Genomic DNA, 18,187 nt, shown 5'->3' with positions numbered 1-18,187 from the left:
CCGGGTGACGCGGTGGTGCCGGTCCTGGCGGCGCTGGGGCACGGGCAGGTGGGGGTTGGCAGCACGACGGCAGCAGGAGAGTGCGCATGACCTCGAATCAGACCGTGACAACCGTGACAACCGTGACCAACCAGCGCCGCCCCGGCGGCCCGGTACCCCGGGCCGTCGAGCGGCGCGGGGGCGAACTGCTGAGCATCGGCGCGGTGCTCGCCTTCCTGCGTGACGACTTCCCCGAAGTCACCATCTCCAAGATCCGCTTTCTGGAGGCGGAAGGGCTGGTCGAGCCGCAGCGCACGCCCTCGGGCTACCGCAAGTTCGGCCCGGCCGATGTCGAGCGGCTGGCCTACGTGCTGCGGATGCAGCGCGACCACTACCTGCCGCTGCGGGTGATCCGCGAGCACCTGGACGCGATCGAACGCGGCGAGCAGCCGCCCGCCCTGCCCGCCGCCGACGCCCGACCCGGGCCGTTGGAGGAGGCCGACCGCGAGCTGGTCGCCGCCTCTGGTCAGGCGCCGGGGGTACGGCTGGGCCGGGCCGAGCTGCTGGCAGCGGCCGGTGCCGAGGAGCGCGACCTGGCCGAGTGGGAGTCCTACGGGCTGGTCGTGCCGGGACCGGATGGCGGCTACGACGCGGAGACCCTGCAGATCGCCCGGCTGGTGGCCGAGCTGGGCCGGTTCGGCCTGGAACCCCGCCACCTGCGCCAGGTGAAGGCCGCTGCCGAGCGTGAGATCGCGCTGGTGGACCAGGTGGTCGCCCCACTGCGCCGGCACCGCAACCCGCAGACCAGGGCGCACGCCGAAGCCACCGCCCGCGAGCTGGCGACACTGGCGGTGCGGCTGCACGCGACCATGGTCCAGGCCGGCCTGCGTGGCCACTCCTAGAGTGGTCGGTCCTGCCGCCCGGATCGGGCCGCGCTTTCATATCTCACGGAGGGGCCATAGGGTTGCCTTGTGAATGAGCTCGACGTCGTGGGTGTCCGGGTGGAGATGCCCTCCAACCAGCCGATCGTCCTGCTACGCGAAGTGGGGGGTGATCGGTACCTGCCGATTTGGATCGGCCCAGGCGAGGCGACCGCGATCGCCTTCGCCCAGCAGGGCATGACGCCGGTCCGGCCGCTGACCCATGACCTCTTCAAGGACGTGCTGGAGGCACTGGGCCAGCAGCTCACGGAGGTGCGGATCACCGATCTGCGCGACGGGGTCTTCTACGCCGAGCTGGTCTTCGCCGGCGGCGTCGAGGTGAGTGCCCGGCCGTCGGACGCGATAGCGCTGGCGCTGCGTACCGGCACGCCGATCTACGGGGCCGAGGAGGTGCTCGCCGAGGCGGGCATCGCGATCCCGGACGAGCAGGAGGACGAGGTCGAGAAGTTCCGCGAGTTCCTCGACCAGGTCTCGCCCGAGGACTTCGGCGGCAGCGCCCAGTAGCGGTGCGCCGTATTCGGTCCGGTCGAGCCGGATTCGATCAGCTGTTTTGCCAAAATGTGCGGTCCTACCCACACTAGGGGCACGCGAAACCACTCTGCGGAGTGATGTTGTTTCGGCGGCCCGGCGTGGCGATCGTTGACGCGTCTTGGACGACTGCCTACCGTCAGGGGTGGTCGCCGGGATGACCCGATCCGGGCGCCCGGCGTACGAGTGGACGGAGGTTGGCATGAGCAGCAGCGGCGATGAGGCGGCCGTGGGAGGCCCGTGCGCCCTCCACCTGCCGCGTGGCAACCGGACGATGATCGGCCGCTCGTGGGAGGCCGCAGGCGTGGAGGCGGTCGCCGAACTGCCCCGGGTCGGCCGGTTCCCCGCCGTCCAGCCGGGCCAGCCGGCCGTCGAGCGGATCGCGCCGGCTTCGGAGCTGCTGGCCTATCGCGGTCCGACCGCCTGTGCGGCGGCCGGGATCACCTACCGCCAGCTCGACTACTGGGCCCGCACCGGTCTGTTGGAGCCGAGCGTGCGGACCGCCTGTCCGGCAGGCGCGCAGCGGCTCTACAACTTCCACGACATCCTGATCCTGAAGATCGTCAAGCGGTTGCTGGACGCCGGGGTCTCGCTGCAGAACATCCGAGTGGCCGTCACCCACCTGCAGTCCGCAGCGCCGGCCGACCTGGCCGGGCTGACCCTGATGAGTGACGGGGCGACGGTCTACGAGTGCACCTCGCCGCAGCAGGTGGTCGACCTGCTGAAGGGCGGTCAGGGGATGTTCGGTATCGCGGTCGGCGCGGTCGCCCAGGAGCTGGAGGGCACCCTCTCCCGGCTGCACGCCGAGCGCACCGACACCGGGGAGACCCTGGTGGGCCACGACCCGGGCGATGAGCTGGCCCAGCGGCGCAATCGCGCGGTCTGACGATCCATCGAGCGGGCCCGGGCGGGGAACCGCCCGGGCCCGCCGTGTCGTCCGCCCTGACGATGGATCATGGTGGGTCGGACCGGGGGACGGGATCATGCGGGTGAGCGGGCTGCGGCAGCTGCGGCGAATGGGCGGGGTGCTGCGCGGGCGGCGGCGGCAGCGGCGGGCGTTCCAGGGGGTGCTGCTGTTCAGCGTGATCGCGCTGGCGCCGAGCGCCTGGCTGTTCTGTGCGGAGAGTTCGCGGATCCGCAGCGTGGCCGATGTGCCCAGCGAGCCGGTCGCGGTGGTCTTCGGCGCGGCCGAGGTGAACGACGTGCCCTCGCCATATCTCGCGCACCGGTTGGACGCGGCGCTGCAGCTCTACCAGGCGCACAGGGTGCGGGCGATCCTGGTCACCGGGGACAACAGCAGGACCGGCTACAACGAGCCGGGTGCGATGTACGACTACCTGCTGGCACACGGGGTGCCGGCGGTGCGGGTGGTGCGCGACTACGCGGGCTTCGACACCTGGGACTCCTGTGACCGGGCCAAGCGGATCTTCGGCGTCGACCACGCGGTGCTGGTCAGCCAGGACTACCACGTGCGGCGCGCACTCGCGCTCTGCGAGGCGGCCGGGATCGACTCCTACGCGGTCGGGGTGCCCGAGCCGCGCGACTCCACCTGGTACCACGGCACGGTGCGGGAGATACCGGGTGCCGACAAGGCCCTGCTGAGCGCGGTCTTCCGGCCGAGCCCGACCCTGCTGGGGCCCAAGGACCCGGGTGTGGCGCAGGCACTGGCGAACGCGGCGCAGGGCCCGAACTGACGGACTCCGCGCTGCCGGGGCCGCCCAGCCGCGACCGGTTCTGCCGGATCCCGTTCTGTCGTGCCCGGTTCTGTCAGACCCCTGCGCGATGATCGTCTCGTGCGGACCCTGCCGAGCATCCTCCACCTCGACATGGACGCCTTCTTCGCCTCGGTGGAGCAGGCGGCCAAGCCGAGCCTGCGCGGCAAGCCGGTGATCGTGGGCGGGCTGGGTGGGCGTGGCGTGGTCTCCACCGCCTCCTACGAGGCGCGGGTCTTCGGGGTGCGCTCGGCGATGGCCACTGCGGTGGCGCGCCGGCTCTGCCCGAACGGCGCCTACCTGTGGCCTCGGTTCGCCGCCTACCGTGAGGTGAGTGAGCAGGTGATGGCGATGATGCGGGAGCTGTCGCCGCTGGTCGAGCAGCTCAGCGTGGACGAGGCCTACGTCGATCTGCTGGCCGGTCCCTGCGGTGCCGCGCTGGAGGCGGTGCCACCGACCGAGGGCGCGGCGCTGGTGGAGGCGATCGCCCAGGACCTGCGGGCCGACATCCAGGCGCGTACCGGCCTGACCGCCTCGATCGGGGCGGCCGGCTCGAAGCTGATGGCCAAGATCGCCTCCGAGCAGGCCAAGCCGGACGGCCTGGTGCTGGTGACCCCGGGGCAGGAGCGGGCGGTGCTCGGGCCGATGTCGGTGCGGGCGCTGCCAGGGGTGGGCCCGGCCACCGAGCAGGCGCTGCGCCGGGCCGGGCTGCTGACCGTGGCGGAGGTGGCCGAGCAGTCCGAGGACGAGCTGGTGCGCCTGCTCGGCAAGGCCCACGGGGCCGGCGTGTGGTTGATGGCGCGTGGCCTGGACAACCGCGAGGTGGTCCCGGACCGGGACGCCAAGTCCGTCTCGGTCGAGGACACCTACGAGGTCGACCTGGCCGAGCGTGACCAGGTGCTGCACGAACTGGACGTGCTCGCCGCCCGTTGCGTGCGCCGGCTCCAGGCCGCCGGGCGTTCGGGGCGCACCGTGGTGATCAAGGTGCGGCGGTTCGACTTCAGCACGCTGACCCGCTCCGAGACGCTGCGCGGGCCGACCGACGACGAGCGGGTGATCGCCGCCACCGCCCGGCGACTGGCCGCTCAGGTCAACCTGACCGGCGGGATCCGGCTGCTCGGTGTCGGCGTCTCCCAACTCGCCGAGTACACCCAGGAGGACCTCTTCGCGCAGGCGGCCGCTGAGGCAGCGGCGGAAGCCGAGGCGGAGCTCGCGCCGGAGGACGCGGGCCCGCCCCAGCAGCCGTCGCCGACCCCGACCGCATCGGCCGACCAGCCGGTGCGAGTGCGCCTCTGGTTGCCCGGCCAGGACGTGGACCACCAGGAGTTCGGGCCCGGTTGGGTGCAGGGCAGCGGGGTGGGCCGGGTGACGGTGCGGTTCGAGACCCCGGACTCGCCGCCCGGCCGGGTGCGGACCTTCGCCGTGGACGACCCGGCGCTGACGGCCGCCGACCCGCTGCCGTTGCGGCCGCAGGGCGGTCACTAGGCGGGTGGCGGGCCCGCGGATCGCCACGGTCCCGGAAACGCGGATCGCCCCGCCCGAGAAGTCGGGCGGGGCGATCCGTGCGGCCGACGCCGCCGATCCCTGGTCGGCGTCGGCTCTTGGGCGCCTCGTCAGGCGCCGGTCTTGGCGGGCTGCGGCGCGTCGCTCGGCGCGGCGGCCTGGGCCACCGGGGTGGAGCTGCGCACGGTCCGGATCGCGAACGGCACGATGGCGGCCACCAGGCAGATCACCGCGGTGATCCAGTAGGCGTGCTTGTAGGCGTCCAGGGTCGGGAGCTGCACCTTGACGATCGCGGCGATCTGCGGCGGGAGCTTGATGGTGTCCCCGGTCAGGATGGCGCCCAGCACGGCGGTACCGATCGCGCCACCGACGGTGCGCAGCACGGCGTTCATGCCGTTGGCGATGCCGCTCTGCTCGGCCGGGACGGCGCCGTTGATGAAGGCCGGCATGGCCGCGTAGGCCAGGCCCACGCCGAGGCCGAAGAGGCCGGCCGCGAAGTAGACGTCACCCTCGGCGCTGTGGCGCAGCGCCAGGTAGGCCATCGAGACGGCGCCGAACAGGCCGCCGAGGACCAGCGGCAGGCGCGGACCGCGGCGGGCGATCAGCAGCGCGCCGATCGGGGCGGCGACCATCGAGCCGGCGGCGGAGGGCAGCAGCAGCACACCGGCGTGCAGCACGGTCGCGGTGAAGCCGTAGTGCGCGACCTGCGCGGGGGTCTGGGTGAAGTTGCTGATCACCAGGAAGGAGCCGTACATCCCGAAGCCGATCAGCAGGCCGGAGATGTTGGTGAAGGCGACGGCCGGGCGGGCCATCATCTTCATGTCGACCAGCGGGTGCTTGACCTTGACCTCGATGATGCCCCAGATCAGTGCGACCACGGCGGCGACGGCGAACAGGCCCAGCGTCTTGGTGGAGGTCCAGCCCCAGTCGTTGCCGCGGCTGACCGCGATCAGCAGCGCGGAGAGCCAGCCCGCCAGGGTGATGGCACCCAGCGGGTCGGCGCCACCGGCCTTGTCCACCACCGGGTCCTTCGGGACCCGCACCAGCACCAGGACGATCGCGATCAGCGCGGCGGCCAGGCCCATCCAGAAGATCGACTTGTAGTCCCAGTGCTCCAGCAGCAGGCCGGTGGCCACCAGGCCCAGGCCGCTGCCGACACCCATGGAGGCGCTGATCGCGGCGACGGCGCCGGTGACCTTCTCGCGGGGCAGCTCGTCACGGACGATGCTGATCGCCAGCGGCAGCACGCCACCACCGGCGCCCTGCAGCACGCGGGCGACGATCAGCAGGCTGAAGGAGTGGGTCGCCACCGCGAGACCGGAGCCGAGCACCAGGCCGCCCAGTGAGATCAGCAGCATCGGCTTGCGGCCGCGCAGGTCGCCGAAGCGGCCGAGCAGCGGGGTCAGCACGGCGGCCGAGAGCAGGTTGGCGGTCATCAGCCAGGTGATGTCGGAGCCGGAGACGTTCAGCTCCAACGCCAGCGACGGCAGGATCGGGACGACCGCGGTCTGGATCACGCTGTAGGCCAGCATCGCCAGGACGAGGGCGGGCAGCACTCGGGCGCTGGTCGGTTTCACGGCCGTTGCGGTGGGCTTGGCTGCCTCACTCACGGTGGCTCCTTCAGGAACGGGCTCGCGCGGCTTCTCAGCTGCTTCAAGCCAGCGATAGTCAATGAACTGAAGTAACCATGCCCAAAGTGCTTCAGTCTGTCAAATATCTACCGTTGAAGCTTTGCTGCGCACGACGGCCCGGACCCGCTGTCGCGGATCCGGGCCGGATGCTCCTCGGCTGCTCAGCCGCTGTGCCGACCACCCGCCCCAGGGGGCATCTGCGGGTGGGCCGGTCCGCCGTGGGTGTCGTGCGTGCCCGAGGCGGCGTTCGTGCTGTCGTGGATCTCCACCTGCTCGCGGCGCAGTTCCTCGCGGATCACCTTCTCCTCGGTGTACCGCTCCACCACCATCCGCACCCGCTCCAGCGGCGCCAGGTACTTGCGCACCGCCGGGCGCTCCTCGCGCAGGGTCACCTCCTCCACCGCCTCGGCGATCTCCTGCGCCGTGAGGGTGGCCCGCTCCGCCTCGCCGACCGGGACCCGCTCCACCCGGACCCGCTCGCGCACCACCTGGACGCGTCGCTCGACCGGCTCGGTCACCACGTACTTGCGCAGCCGGGCGGTGCCCAGCACGTGCCACTCGTTGGTGACCTCCAGCCGTTCCTCGCGCAGCGTCAGCTCGATCGGGCCGGGCGGCGGAGTGCTGCCCGGGGTGTGGGCGGCGCTCTGCTTCTGCGTCGCGTGCACCGGGTCGGGGGTGGGCGGGGCGGGGGTGGGCTGCGGCTCGGTCGGCTTGTCCAGGCCGATGGTGGCCGGTGCCGGCGTCGGGGTCGATGACCGGCCGGCGGTCTGCTGGGTGCCGGTGCCGGGGCCGGGGCCGGAGGCGGTGCTGGTGGGGCGGGCGGTGGTGGCCGCCGCAGCCGCGGCCGCCATCGGAGCACCGGGGGCGGTACCTGAGCCGACGCCGAAATCCAGGTCCCGGGCGCCGGCCGCGTGGTCGCCCGCGGGGCCGGTGCGCTCGGCGGGGCGGCCGGCGACGGGGGAGTCCAGCCCGTAGTAGCGGTAGAGCTGCAGCTCCTGGGCGGGTGACAGGTGCTGGCCGACCCCGAAGTCGGGGGACTCCTTGATCAGCGACTTGTCGTAGGGCACGCGCAGTTCCTCGCCGGAGAACTCGCTCGTGGTGAGTGGGACGAAGGCGTCCCGCCCGAAGATTCCGGTCCGCACGGCGGCCCACTCGGGCTCGCCCGTCGCGTCGTCGAGGTAGACCTCGTCCACCGTGCCGATCTTGTCGCCGTTGCGGTCGACGGCCTTGTGCCCGATCAGGTCTCGGGGATCGATGTCGGTCTGCACGCTTTCCTCCAGCTCGTCACTGCCTGCGATTCACACCAAAAGCCACGAAGGGGACGGCAGCGAGCCGAGCGCCGCCGTTTGTGCGCGTACTGGGCCATCTGGGGGAGTGGATTCGCTCACCTGAGCGGCTGCCCCGCAGGTCGGCGCTGGTACCCTGGGCGCGACCGCAGAACCCGCTCGGGAGAGTCCTCACCCTTGGAAACGCAGGGGAGTGAGGCGCCGAAGGAGCAAACCCTCCCCGGAATCTCTCAGGCATCCGTACCGTGTGGGATAGGTCACTCTGGAAAGCAGGGCAGGGCCGTCGGCGAGGGAGCCGGCGGGGACCACCCTCACCGACGGTGCAAGCCGACGGGGCGTGAGCTCCGTGCGGGCGAAGCTCTCAGGTCCCGATGACAGAGGGGGAGGCCTGTCGGGCTCGCCCGTCCAGGCTCATCCGCGCCCCACGGCGATGAGCCCTGCGGCGTGTGTGCCCTCGCCGGTCCGTGACCAGGAGGCCTCGACCACCATGACTGCCCAGCCGACCGCCGGTCGTCCCCGCAGCGCTGCCACCCTCGCCGAACTCGAAGCGGCCAGCCCCTTCGAGTCGCGGCACATCGGCCCCGACTCCGCCGCCCAGGAGAAGATGCTGGCGCAGGTCGGCTACGGCTCGCTCGACGAACTCTCCGCCGCCGCCGTCCCGGAGGCGATCCGCAGCATCACCGGCCTGGACCTGCCGGCCGGCCGTACCGAGGCCCAGGTGCTCGCCGAGCTGCGCGAGCTGGCCGACCGCAACCAGGTGCTCACCCCGATGATCGGGCTGGGCTACTACGGCACCTTCACCCCGCCGGTGATCCTGCGCAACGTCATGGAGAACCCGGCCTGGTACACCGCCTACACCCCGTACCAGCCGGAGATCTCGCAGGGTCGACTGGAGGCGCTGCTCAACTTCCAGACCCTGGTCTCGGACCTGACCGGCCTGCCCACCTCCGGCTCCTCGCTGCTCGACGAGGGCACCGCCGCCGCCGAGGCGATGGCGCTGGCCCGCCGGGTCACCAAGGTCAAGGGCGGCGTCTTCCTGGTCGACGCGGACACGCTGCCGCAGACCATCGCGGTGATCAGGACCCGCGCGCTGCCAACCGGCGTCGACGTGGTGGTGGCCGACCTCTCCGAGGGCATCCCGGCCGACATCGCCGAGGGCGGCGTCTTCGGTGTGCTGCTGCAGTACCCGGGTGCCTCCGGCGCGGTGCGCGACCTTGGCGCCGTGATCGAGCAGGCGCACGGGCTGGGCGCGATCGTCGCGGTCGCCGCGGACCTGCTCGCGCTCACCCTGCTCAAGTCGCCCGGCTCGCTCGGCGCCGACATCGCCTGCGGCACCTCGCAGCGGTTCGGCGTGCCGATGGGCTTCGGCGGCCCGCACGCCGGCTACCTCTCGGTGCGCGCCGAGTACGCCCGCTCGCTGCCGGGCCGCCTGGTCGGCGTCTCGGTGGACGCCGACGGCCACCGCGCCTACCGCCTGGCCCTGCAGACCCGCGAGCAGCACATCCGCCGCGAGAAGGCCACCAGCAACATCTGCACCGCCCAGGTGCTGCTCGCCGTGATGGCCTCGATGTACGCCGTCTACCACGGCCCCGACGGCCTGGCCGACATCGCCCGCCGCACCCACCGCTACGCCGCCGCGCTGGCCGCCGGTCTGCGGGCCGGCGGCGTGGAGCTGGCCCACGAGGCCTTCTTCGACACCGTCACCGCGAAGGTGCCGGGCCGGGCCTCGGCCGTGCTGGCCGCCGCCCGCGAGGCCGGTGTCAACCTGTACCAGGTGGACGCCGACACCGTCTCGATCTCCTGCGACGAGACCACCACCCGCGAGCACCTGGCCGTGGTCTGGGCCGCCTTCGGTGTCGCGGGCGTGGACGCGGACGCGATCGCCGAGACCCTGCCGGCCGCCCTGCTGCGCGAGGACGAGTACCTCACCCACCCGGTCTTCCACAGCCACCGCTCGGAGACCGCGATGCTGCGCTACCTGCGCCGCCTCTCGGACCGGGACTACGCGCTGGACCGCGGCATGATCCCGCTCGGCTCCTGCACCATGAAGCTCAACGCCACCACCGAGATGGAGGCGGTCACCTGGCCGGAGTTCGGCCAGCTGCACCCCTTCGCCCCGATCGAGCAGGCCCAGGGCTACCTGACCCTGATCCGCCAGCTGGAGCAGCAGCTGGTCGAGGTCACCGGCTACGACGCCGTCTCGATCCAGCCGAACGCCGGCTCCCAGGGCGAGCTGGCCGGCCTGCTGGCCGTGCGCGCCTACCACCACGCGAACGGCGACACCCAGCGCGAGGTCTGCCTGATCCCGGCCTCGGCGCACGGCACCAACGCCGCCTCCGCCGTGATGGCGGGCATGCGGGTGGTCGTGGTCAAGACTCTGACCGACGGCGACGTGGACGTCGAGGACCTGAAGGTCAAGATCGAGCAGCACCGCGAGCAGCTCGCCGTGCTGATGGTCACCTACCCCTCCACCCACGGTGTCTTCGAGACCCAGATCACCGACATCTGCGCCCTGGTGCACGAGGCCGGCGGCCAGGTCTACGTGGACGGCGCCAACCTGAACGCGCTGGTCGGCCTGGCCAAGCCGGGCAAGTTCGGCGCGGACGTCTCGCACCTGAACCTGCACAAGACCTTCTGCATCCCGCACGGCGGCGGCGGCCCGGGCGTCGGCCCGGTCGCGGTGCGCGCGCACCTCGCGCCGTACCTGCCCAACCACCCGCTGCAGGCGGAGGCCGGTCCGGCCACCGGAGTCGGCCCGATCTCGGCCGCCCCGTGGGGCTCGGCGGCGATCCTGCCGATCTCCTGGGCGTACGTGCGCCTGATGGGCGGCGAGGGTCTGAAGCACGCGACCCAGGTCGCCGTGCTGAACGCCAACTACATTGCCAAGCGGCTCGCCCCGCACTTCCCGGTGCTCTACACCGGCCCGGGCGGCCTGGTCGCGCACGAGTGCATCATCGACCTGCGCCCGCTCACCAAGGAGACGGGGGTGACCGTGGACGACATCGCCAAGCGCCTGATCGACTACGGCTTCCACGCCCCGACGATGTCCTTCCCAGTGGCCGGCACGCTGATGATCGAGCCGACCGAGTCCGAGGACCTGTACGAGATCGACCGCTTCTGCGCCGCGATGATCGAGATCCGGGCGGAGATCGAGAAGGTCGGCTCGGGTGAGTGGGCCGCCGAGGACAACCCGCTGCGCAACGCCCCGCACACCGCCGCCACGCTGGCCGGCGACTGGGCGCACGGCTACTCGCGCACCGAGGCGGTCTTCCCGGCGGGCGTGAACCCGGCGGACAAGTACTGGCCGCCGGTGCGCCGGATCGACGGCGCCTACGGCGACCGCCACCTGGTCTGCTCCTGCCCGCCGCTGGACGAGTACGACGCCTGATTCCGGATGGCATGACGAAGTCCCCTGCGGCGGTTGCCGCAGGGGACTTCGTCGATTCCACCGGCTTGTATCGGCCGACAGGTGATCAGGCGGCGATCACCAGCGCCCGGTGCGGTGCGATCACCCGGCCGTCCGGCAGCAGCTCGCCGGTGTCCTCGAAGAGCAGGACCCCGTTGCACAGCAGGCTCCAGCCCTGCTCGGGGTGCCGGGCGACCGGGACGGCGGCCTCCCGGTCGGCGGACTCGGCGGACGGACACTCAGGTCGGTGCTGGCACATCCTGGTACCTCGCTTCACTCACGATCCACGCCCCCCGCAGCGGTACCGGCCCGAGTCCCGGCTGGACCCGGCGGCTCCGGAACACCGTTGACGGTGGTCGGATCCTGTCCGGCCGGCCCAGGTGTGAGCCGGCGCTTCTGTGGGTAGGACAGGTGGTCCTTCCACGCTGGTCTCCAGTGTCGGCATCGCGGGCCCGTCTCGCAGCTGTTTGGTGACACGCGCCACAACTCCGGGCCAGAGATCACCCATTCAGATGGCTCCCCGGGATTTGCGCGCACAAACGGGCCACCCGGCCCTGGTGCGGCCGGGTGGCTACGAGATAGTCCGTCAGGGTGGGGTGGGACCCGCGTGGGTCCGGAGCTAGAACGCGGGTACCGGCGCGAGCGGAGCGGCCGCCGCCGCCGACCTGGCGGCGCTGCCGGGAGCCGCCGCCGGGCGGGCGAGCAGGGTGAGCAGTTCACCGGCCGGATAGGCGTGGTGTGCGGTGACCCCCAGCGGGGCCGGGGCCAGTGGGATCAGCAGGTCGTCGTCCGGCGTGGCGTCGATGCCGTGCAGCCACAGCGCGGTGGCGTAGTGCCCCGGCATCGAGAGCAGCCGTGCCTGGTGGCTGGTGCGCTGGGCCTGCACCAGCTGCCAGGCCTGGGCCACTGCCTGCACCGTGGAGTCCAGGTAGGGGCCGGCCGCGAAGTGCGCGAAACTATGGCCCTCCGCCGACTTCACCACCTCGGCTGCCGCGACCACCACCCCGCCGGTCTCGATCAGGAACCGCCAGCCGGTGCGCGGCGCGGCGGCCAACGCCCGTGCCGTCGTCGTCCCGGGCGGCAGGTGGTGCACCGCCAGTGGATGGGAGGGCGAGAGTCGGCCGGTGGGACTGCGCAGCGCGGCGGCCCCGGGCTGCCGCAGGGCAGCGGGCGAACTCAGTGCGGCCAGTACAGCCCGCAGGGCGCTGGGTGGGGGCTGGGGCGTTTGCAGGGTCATGGCAGGTCGCCTCTCCGTGCGAGATCGGCGTGCGAAAGCGGCATACCGGCGTGGCGCGAGATGGCCGGGTCCGGTTGGGCGTGATCGCGGGGCGTGGCGCGCGAGTGGACTGCGCCGCACGCGAGAGTGTCGCCCGAGCCCCGGAAAGCGAACCGGAGCCGGAGCGACAAGCGGCGCGCAGCCTACTCGAACAAGTGCGCAGGGTGACCTTCTTATCACCTTCTGTCCGGCTCGGCAAGTTGACCTGAAGGTGAGGGAGCGTCAGTTCCCTTGTGTCGCAAGGCATTGAGCGAGATCGGGTATCGATCTTCCGGCTGGGCATGATGCAGGGCACGGTGGCACCGGCCGAAGGGGGCATCCATGGGGGAGAAGGTCGTCGCGACGCGCGCGGACCTGGCGGACCGGCAGCAGTACCGGCTCAAGCTGCAGTCCTGCCAGGAGGCTCTGGACCGGATGCTGAGGGACGGCCGATTCGACCGGCCCAGGGCGGTGCTGGGTCTGGAGATCGAGCTCAACCTGGCGGACGAACAGGGTCTGCCGCTGATGCGCAACGAGCAGGTACTGGCGGCGATCGGGTCGGCCGACTTCCAGACCGAGCTGGGCCAGTTCAACATCGAGGTCAACATCGCCCCGCACCGGCTGACCGGGCACGTCTTCGAGGAACTGCGCGAGGAGATCGACACCGGCCTGCGCTACGCCGACCGGCGGGCCGCCGAGGCGGATGCCCGGATCATCATGGTCGGTGTGCTGCCGACGCTGGGCGTGGAGCACACCGGGCTGGACTCGATGTCGAACAACAACCGCTACACCCTGCTCAGCGACCAGATCATGGCCGCCCGGGGCGAGGAGATCGCGCTCGACATCGAGGGCGTGGAACACCTGGTGCTCGAGTCGGTGACCATGGTGGCCGAGGCAGCGGCGACCTCGCTGCAACTGCACCTGCAGGTCACCCCGGACCGGTTCGCCTCGGTCTGGAACGCCGCCCAGGCGATCGCCGCCGTCCAGGTGGCGCTGGGCGCCAACTCGCCCTTCCTGTTCGGCCGCGAGCTGTGGCGGGAGACCCGTCCGGTCCTCTTCCAGCAGGCCTGCGACACCCGTTCGGCCGAGCTCAAGGCCCAGGGCGTGCGCCCCATCACCTGGTTCGGGGAGCGCTGGGTGGACAGCGTGCTGGAGCTGTTCGCGGAGAACATGCGGTACTTCCCGGCGCTGCTGCCGATCTGCGACGACGAGGACCCGGCCAAGGTGCTGGCCTCCGGCGGCATCCCCAAGCTCGCCGAGATGCGCCTGCACAACGGCACCATCTACCGGTGGAACCGCCCGGTCTACGACGTGGCCGACGGTGTGCCGCACCTGCGGGTGGAGAACCGCTGCCTGCCGGCCGGTCCGACGGTCGCCGACACGCTGGCCAACGCCGCCTTCTACTACGGCCTGGTCCGGGTGCTCGCCGAGCAGAACCGTCCGATCTGGACCAGGCTGCCGTTCGACCGGGCCGAGCAGAACTTCCAGACCGCCGCGCGGTACGGCATCGACAGCGCCATCCACTGGCCCCGGCAGGGCCGCGGGGCGCGCGGCGCGCTCGCCGAGGTGCCGGTGGTGGACCTGGTGCTCGGCGAGCTGCTGCCGCTGGCCCACCAGGGCCTGGACGCGTGGGGCGTGCAGCCGGCCGACCGGGACCGCTACCTGGGCATCATCGAGCAGCGCTGCCTGCGCCGGACCAACGGCGCCGCCTGGCAGGCCGCCACCGTCCATCAGTTGCGCGAGCGCTACGGCATGGACCGGAACACCGCGCTGGCCACCATGACCCGGCGCTACATGGAGCTGATGCGGGCCGGTGAACCGGTGCACACCTGGCCGGTGGGCTGACGGCCCAGCTCAGGGCCGGGCTCATCCTGGTATGACAGGATGATCGGCCATGACGATCGCTCCTCCCGCGTACCCCGAGAACACCCTGCCGCCCGGCTCGCCCGGGCGGCGGCTGCTCGGTATCGAGCTGCTGATCGTCCTGGGCCTGTCGCTCGGCGCGAGCGGGGTCTACGCGGTGATCAGCTTCGCCGACTCGCTCACCCAGCACACCGCGCTCAGCCAGCAGGTCGCCCCGCTGAACTCCTCGGCCGCACCGGGACGGCCCTGGATCGATCTGGCCTACCAGCTCTACTACATCGCCCGGGGTCTGATGCCGGTGGTGCTGGTCGGCTACCTGCTGGTCCGCGAAGGGACCAGCCTGCGGGTGCTCGGCTTCGACCTGCGCCACAAGCTCGCCGACCTCGGGCGCGGCGCCCTGGTGGCCGCCGTGATCGGGGGCAGTGGGCTGGCCCTCTACCTGGGCTCGCGGGCCGCCGGATTCAACCTCACGGTGGTGCCCTCGGGCCTGCCCGACGTCTGGTGGCGGATCCCCGTGCTGATCGGGTCGGCCTGCCAGAACGCCGTGCTGGAGGAGGTGGTGGTGCTCGGCTACCTGATCCGCCGCCTGGAGCAGCGCGGCTGGGGCTGGCCGGCGATCGTGCTGGCCAGCTCGCTGGTGCGCGGCTCCTACCACCTCTACCAGGGCGTGGGCGGGCTGGTCGGCAACATGGTGATGGGCGCCGTCTTCTGCCTGCTCTACCGGCGTTGGGGCCGGGTGATGCCGCTGGCCATGGCGCACGCGCTGATCGACACCACCGCCTTCGTCGGCTACGCGCTGCTGGCCGGGCACGTCAGCTGGCTGCCGACGGGCTGAGCTCGCCGGTCAGCACGGTGACCGCCCGCCCCGAGAGCAGCACCCGCTCGCCACGGTCCGCCGCGCCGCCGCGCAGTTCGCAGTGGACCAGCCCGCCGCGGGCCGAGGCCTGGTAGCCGGTCAACGTGGTGCGCCCGAGCCGCTCGGCCCAGAACGGGGCCAGCACGGTGTGCGCGCTGCCGGTCACCGGGTCCTCGGCCACCCCGGCGGCCGGGGCGAAGTAGCGGGAGACGAAGTCGTAGCCGTCGGACGGGTCTTCGGCCAGTGCGGTGACCACCACACCCCGGGCCCGCTGACGGGTGATGGCCGCCAGGTCCGGGGCCAGGCCGCGCACCGCGTGCTCGCTGCGCAGTTCGGCGAGCAGGATGTCCAGGCCGCCGGTGGTGCGGCAGCCGAGCACCGGGCTGCCGAGGGCCTCGGCCAGGCCCTCGGGGACCTCGGCGGGCTCCGGGCGGGCGGCCGGGAAGTCCAGGCTGATCATGCCGTCGGTGCGCGGCATGGCCGTCAGCACTCCGCTCAACGAACTGAACCGGACCGGCTCCTGGCCGGCCAGGCCGTGGCTGCGCAGCGCGTGGGTGGCGGCCAGCGTGCCGTGCCCGCAGAGCGGGACCTCGGTCATCGGGGTGAACCAGCGCAGCGCCCAGTCGGCTTCGGCGTCGTCGGTCAGCGGGCGGACGAAGGCGGTCTCGGAGAGGTTGAGTTCGCGCGCCACCTGGCGCATCCACTGCTCCGCGGGCCACGCGTCCGTCTCCAGCAGACAGACGCCGGCCGGATTGCCGGCGAAGGGGCGGTCGGTGAAGGCGTCGATGATCGAGATACGCATTCCCCGAGCCTAGGGGCAGTCAGGGTGCCCTCGACAGGGCCAATTCGGCAGGACTGGCTCGGTCGGTTTGGGCACGATGGTGGGGAGCGACCCGACCGGGCCACTCCCCACCATGTCACCGCGAACGGCTACACCGGGCTGCCGCTCGCTTCGCGGACCTCCGCGTACGGGGCGAGTTTGCGGAGCGACTCGATGTTCTTCAGCAGCGATTCCTTGCTCTCGTGCGCGTCGCCGACCAGGACGACGGAGCCGTTGCTGGCCTTGAGTCGGAACCGGTGCATGCCGCTCTCGTCGGTGTAGAGCTCGAACTTGCCTGCCATGGCAGATGACACCTCTCGCTTGGGTGGCCCCCTCGATGGAAACGTACGGTCAAACCCCATGGAGCGCAGGCCAGATGATCCAGCCGGGTGGCGACCGTTCGAGGCGCGGAGTGGGGTTCCGGTTGCCCCGCTGTCGGGACGTTGTGGCAGCTGGTGCACACCGGGGGGCGGATGATGCCGCAGGGGTGATGGCAGTGCCGGCTGCTGACTGCCTTGCTGAGCGGGCGCGTGACCCGGTGCGGTAGCTGCGGAAAGTGAGTGCGGGGTCCTGGTGACCGCGGAGGTCGGCCAGGGCCCCATGGGCTTGATCCGCTTTGACCGACACCTGAGCTGGCAGGGCCTTGGCGAGCGTCAGGGGGCGTTTGCGCAACCTGCGGCGTGCTTGGCCCCGAGGTACTTGAGCTTGCGGCGCACGCGTTCCCCGTAGGCGGTCGGCAGGCCGGCGGCGCGGGCGGCTTCGGGCCAAGTGGGCGCGCCCTGCGCCCTGCACCAAGCGACCGCCTTCTCCTGCGGGGCCAGGTGCTGCAGCACGCGGGCGAGCCGGCTGTCGCCGATCTCCGCCCAGAGTGCCTCGCTCTCCGGGGTCCGGTGTTCGACCAGCAGGTCCGCAATCGTCAGATCGGTGCCGACGGGCTGGCTGAGCAGTACGGTGCGCTTTCCCCGGACCTTGCGTTCCCACAGCGGCTGCAGGTGGCGGTGCTCGATGGCGGCATGCCGCTGGAGCAGTGCGAGCAGCTCTGGATCGCGCAGTGGCCCTTGGCCCAGCTGGTGGACCCAGTCGCCCAGGAGGGCGTTCTCCACCGCTTCTCGCCACCGCGCAGGATGCTCCAGCCCCAGCCAGTCCCGGCTGAACGCATCCACCGTGTCCCGGTCGCCGTGGATCGCGGCGAACCGGGCCGTCAGGGCCGCGACAAGTGCCTCCCGGGCGGGCGGGGGTGCGGCGCGCCGGCCATGCCTGATCGCTCGGGCGAGACCGATCAGCAGGACGGCGACGGCGCCCGGCGCAACGTGTTCGACCTCGAAGTCCTCCGGGAACAAGGCGGCCCGCTCAGGGTCCCTGAAGAGGAATTGAAGCGCCAAGTGGGGTCGGCGGGCGATCGCCATGAGCTCGAGCGTGAGCTTCCAGGGCGACCGGTCCACGGTCGGCTGGAGTAGTGGCGACTGGCACCGCTCCCGTCGCCAGCGGTGCCCTGCCCGGGTGTAGGTGACGTCGGTCAGGAACTGCCGGAGCAGTCCGGGGCCGGGCTGGAGGGTCGTGTTGATGAAGGTGCACACCGTGCTGGTTCTCCTGGGTCGGTACGAGAAGGCTCTGCTTTTCGGCCCGCCAGCGGTGCGAATCGACAGAGATTCCCAGCGCTACAACCGTGATCTGCATCACTCCGGCTGGCATCGGTGACCGGTCCTGCAGCACCAGGGTCGGCGAAGGGCCATGCCGTCGCAGCGCCTGTAGTGGGGTGACGGGCGTCACGCGGCTGGTCCGGAGATTCTTTGCCGGACCCGGCCCCGCCCGGGCCCGGAGGTGAAGGACCCTGTACCCGGACACCGACAAGGAGCCGAGCATGACCCTCGCCCCCGTCACCACCACCCTCGCCGCCGCGCCGCACCGGCGGGCCGTGTGGTGCGCCCGATGCGACCCCTTGGTCCGCGAGGCGTTCAGCGGCTGGCCTGAGCCGGGTGCCATCGAAGAACGGCTGCCGAGCACGCGGCCTGTCCCGAAGCATGAGTGGCTGGCCCGGGCGCGGGCCGTCGTGTCCGGTGGCGTCCCAAGGGTTCAGCGGACGCCTGGTCAGCACGATCCTCTGGAGTCAACGGAGCGACGACCAAGCGGAGTCCGTCAGCGCTCTGGCGCTCAGCCTCATGAAACTGTTGAAGGCGCTCCACTCGGCGGAGATGGCGCTGCTCGACGACTGGACCGAGGCTCTTGGCCGCAGCTGGACCAGCCGGGGCGCGATCGTGGATCTGCTGCACCGCCAGCGCCGGGGTCGTCGCAGCCGGCACCGCCGTACTCCGTGCGCTGCGCGCCCGGCGTAGGCCCGCGCGGAAGCACGGGCCCGTTTCGCGAAAATCCCGGATGAGCCGTCTCAACTGGCCACCAACACAGCCGC

At 71.8% G+C, this 18,187-nt stretch carries 16 protein-coding genes and 2 riboswitches; of the genes, 9 read left to right on the top strand and 7 right to left on the bottom strand.

Going from position 1 to position 18,187, the window contains the following annotated elements:
* The first annotated feature begins 188 nt into the window (after positions 1–188).
* The 5 genes from ftsR (at position 189) to OG403_RS04995 (ending at position 4,645) form a co-directional block, all read left to right on the top strand.
* Positions 189–881 carry a transcriptional regulator FtsR gene (ftsR, locus tag OG403_RS05015; protein ID WP_329572102.1) on the top strand — a complete coding sequence of 231 codons (693 nt, stop codon included), beginning with the start codon at positions 189–191 and terminating at the stop codon, positions 879–881.
* Positions 882–950: 69 nt separating this feature from the next.
* Positions 951–1,424, top strand: coding sequence for a bifunctional nuclease family protein (locus OG403_RS05010; protein ID WP_329561755.1), 474 nt, complete (start codon positions 951–953; stop codon positions 1,422–1,424).
* Between the two features lie 226 nt (positions 1,425–1,650).
* Positions 1,651–2,334 carry a MerR family transcriptional regulator gene (locus tag OG403_RS05005; RefSeq protein ID WP_329561753.1) on the top strand — a complete coding sequence of 228 codons (684 nt, stop codon included), beginning with the start codon at positions 1,651–1,653 and terminating at the stop codon, positions 2,332–2,334.
* 97 nt (positions 2,335–2,431) lie between these two features.
* A complete protein-coding gene (locus OG403_RS05000) occupies positions 2,432–3,142 on the top strand; it encodes a SanA/YdcF family protein (protein WP_329561751.1) in 711 nt (236 codons plus the stop codon).
* Positions 3,143–3,241: 99 nt separating this feature from the next.
* Positions 3,242–4,645, top strand: coding sequence for a DNA polymerase IV (locus OG403_RS04995; RefSeq protein ID WP_329561750.1), 1,404 nt, complete (start codon positions 3,242–3,244; stop codon positions 4,643–4,645).
* Between the two features lie 128 nt (positions 4,646–4,773).
* On the opposite strand, the gene OG403_RS04990 is transcribed toward OG403_RS04995, so the two are convergent.
* Both OG403_RS04990 and OG403_RS04985 read right to left on the bottom strand, forming a co-directional pair.
* Positions 4,774–6,273: an MFS transporter gene (locus tag OG403_RS04990; protein ID WP_329561748.1), complete on the bottom strand. Its 1,500-nt coding sequence runs from the start codon at positions 6,271–6,273 to the stop codon at positions 4,774–4,776.
* Between the two features lie 182 nt (positions 6,274–6,455).
* On the bottom strand, positions 6,456–7,562 hold the full coding sequence (locus OG403_RS04985; RefSeq protein WP_329561746.1) for a PRC and DUF2382 domain-containing protein: 1,107 nt from the start codon (positions 7,560–7,562) through the stop codon (positions 6,456–6,458).
* 168 nt (positions 7,563–7,730) lie between these two features.
* A riboswitch (glycine riboswitch) is annotated at positions 7,731–7,836 on the top strand.
* A 1-nt stretch (position 7,837) separates the two neighbouring features.
* Positions 7,838–7,965: riboswitch (glycine riboswitch) on the top strand.
* 102 nt (positions 7,966–8,067) lie between these two features.
* On the opposite strand from OG403_RS04985, the gene gcvP reads away from it, so the two are divergent.
* Entirely contained in the window at positions 8,068–10,968 is a 2,901-nt protein-coding gene (gene gcvP / locus OG403_RS04980) for an aminomethyl-transferring glycine dehydrogenase (protein WP_329561744.1), read from the top strand.
* A gap of 85 nt (positions 10,969–11,053) precedes the next feature.
* Here gcvP and OG403_RS04975 read toward each other — a convergent pair whose 3' ends face one another.
* Both OG403_RS04975 and OG403_RS04970 read right to left on the bottom strand, forming a co-directional pair.
* A complete protein-coding gene (locus OG403_RS04975) occupies positions 11,054–11,245 on the bottom strand; it encodes a DUF5999 family protein (protein ID WP_280723693.1) in 192 nt (63 codons plus the stop codon).
* Between the two features lie 360 nt (positions 11,246–11,605).
* Positions 11,606–12,223 carry a hypothetical protein gene (locus tag OG403_RS04970; RefSeq protein WP_329561741.1) on the bottom strand — a complete coding sequence of 206 codons (618 nt, stop codon included), beginning with the start codon at positions 12,221–12,223 and terminating at the stop codon, positions 11,606–11,608.
* Between the two features lie 360 nt (positions 12,224–12,583).
* On the opposite strand from OG403_RS04970, the gene OG403_RS04965 reads away from it, so the two are divergent.
* Together OG403_RS04965 and OG403_RS04960 are read left to right on the top strand one after the other, a co-directional pair.
* The gene (locus tag OG403_RS04965) at positions 12,584–14,086 is read left to right on the top strand and encodes a glutamate-cysteine ligase family protein (protein ID WP_329561739.1); all 1,503 of its coding nucleotides are present in this window, start codon (positions 12,584–12,586) and stop codon (positions 14,084–14,086) included.
* 49 nt (positions 14,087–14,135) lie between these two features.
* A complete protein-coding gene (locus OG403_RS04960; RefSeq protein ID WP_329561737.1) occupies positions 14,136–14,939 on the top strand; it encodes a CPBP family intramembrane glutamic endopeptidase in 804 nt (267 codons plus the stop codon).
* On the opposite strand, the gene OG403_RS04955 is transcribed toward OG403_RS04960, so the two are convergent.
* From OG403_RS04955 to OG403_RS04945, 3 genes are all read right to left on the bottom strand, one after another.
* Positions 14,917–15,762 carry a PhzF family phenazine biosynthesis protein gene (locus OG403_RS04955; RefSeq protein ID WP_329561735.1) on the bottom strand — a complete coding sequence of 282 codons (846 nt, stop codon included), beginning with the start codon at positions 15,760–15,762 and terminating at the stop codon, positions 14,917–14,919. The genes OG403_RS04960 and OG403_RS04955 overlap by 23 nt on opposite strands.
* Positions 15,763–15,890: 128 nt before the next feature.
* Positions 15,891–16,082, bottom strand: a complete 192-nt coding sequence (locus OG403_RS04950; protein ID WP_329561734.1) for a YegP family protein — start codon at positions 16,080–16,082, stop codon at positions 15,891–15,893.
* Between the two features lie 351 nt (positions 16,083–16,433).
* Entirely contained in the window at positions 16,434–17,357 is a 924-nt protein-coding gene (locus OG403_RS04945) for a hypothetical protein (protein ID WP_329561733.1), read from the bottom strand.
* A 582-nt stretch (positions 17,358–17,939) separates the two neighbouring features.
* Between OG403_RS04945 and OG403_RS04940 the strand changes: the two genes are divergently transcribed.
* Entirely contained in the window at positions 17,940–18,113 is a 174-nt protein-coding gene (locus tag OG403_RS04940) for a hypothetical protein (protein WP_329561732.1), read from the top strand.
* Positions 18,114–18,187 lie beyond the last annotated feature (74 nt).

It is taken from the genome of Kitasatospora sp. NBC_01266 (assembly GCF_036242395.1).
GTDB lineage: Bacteria > Actinomycetota > Actinomycetes > Streptomycetales > Streptomycetaceae > Kitasatospora.
Note: the sequence above shows the minus strand (reverse complement) of the source record. Positions and strands in the feature narration are given on the sequence as shown.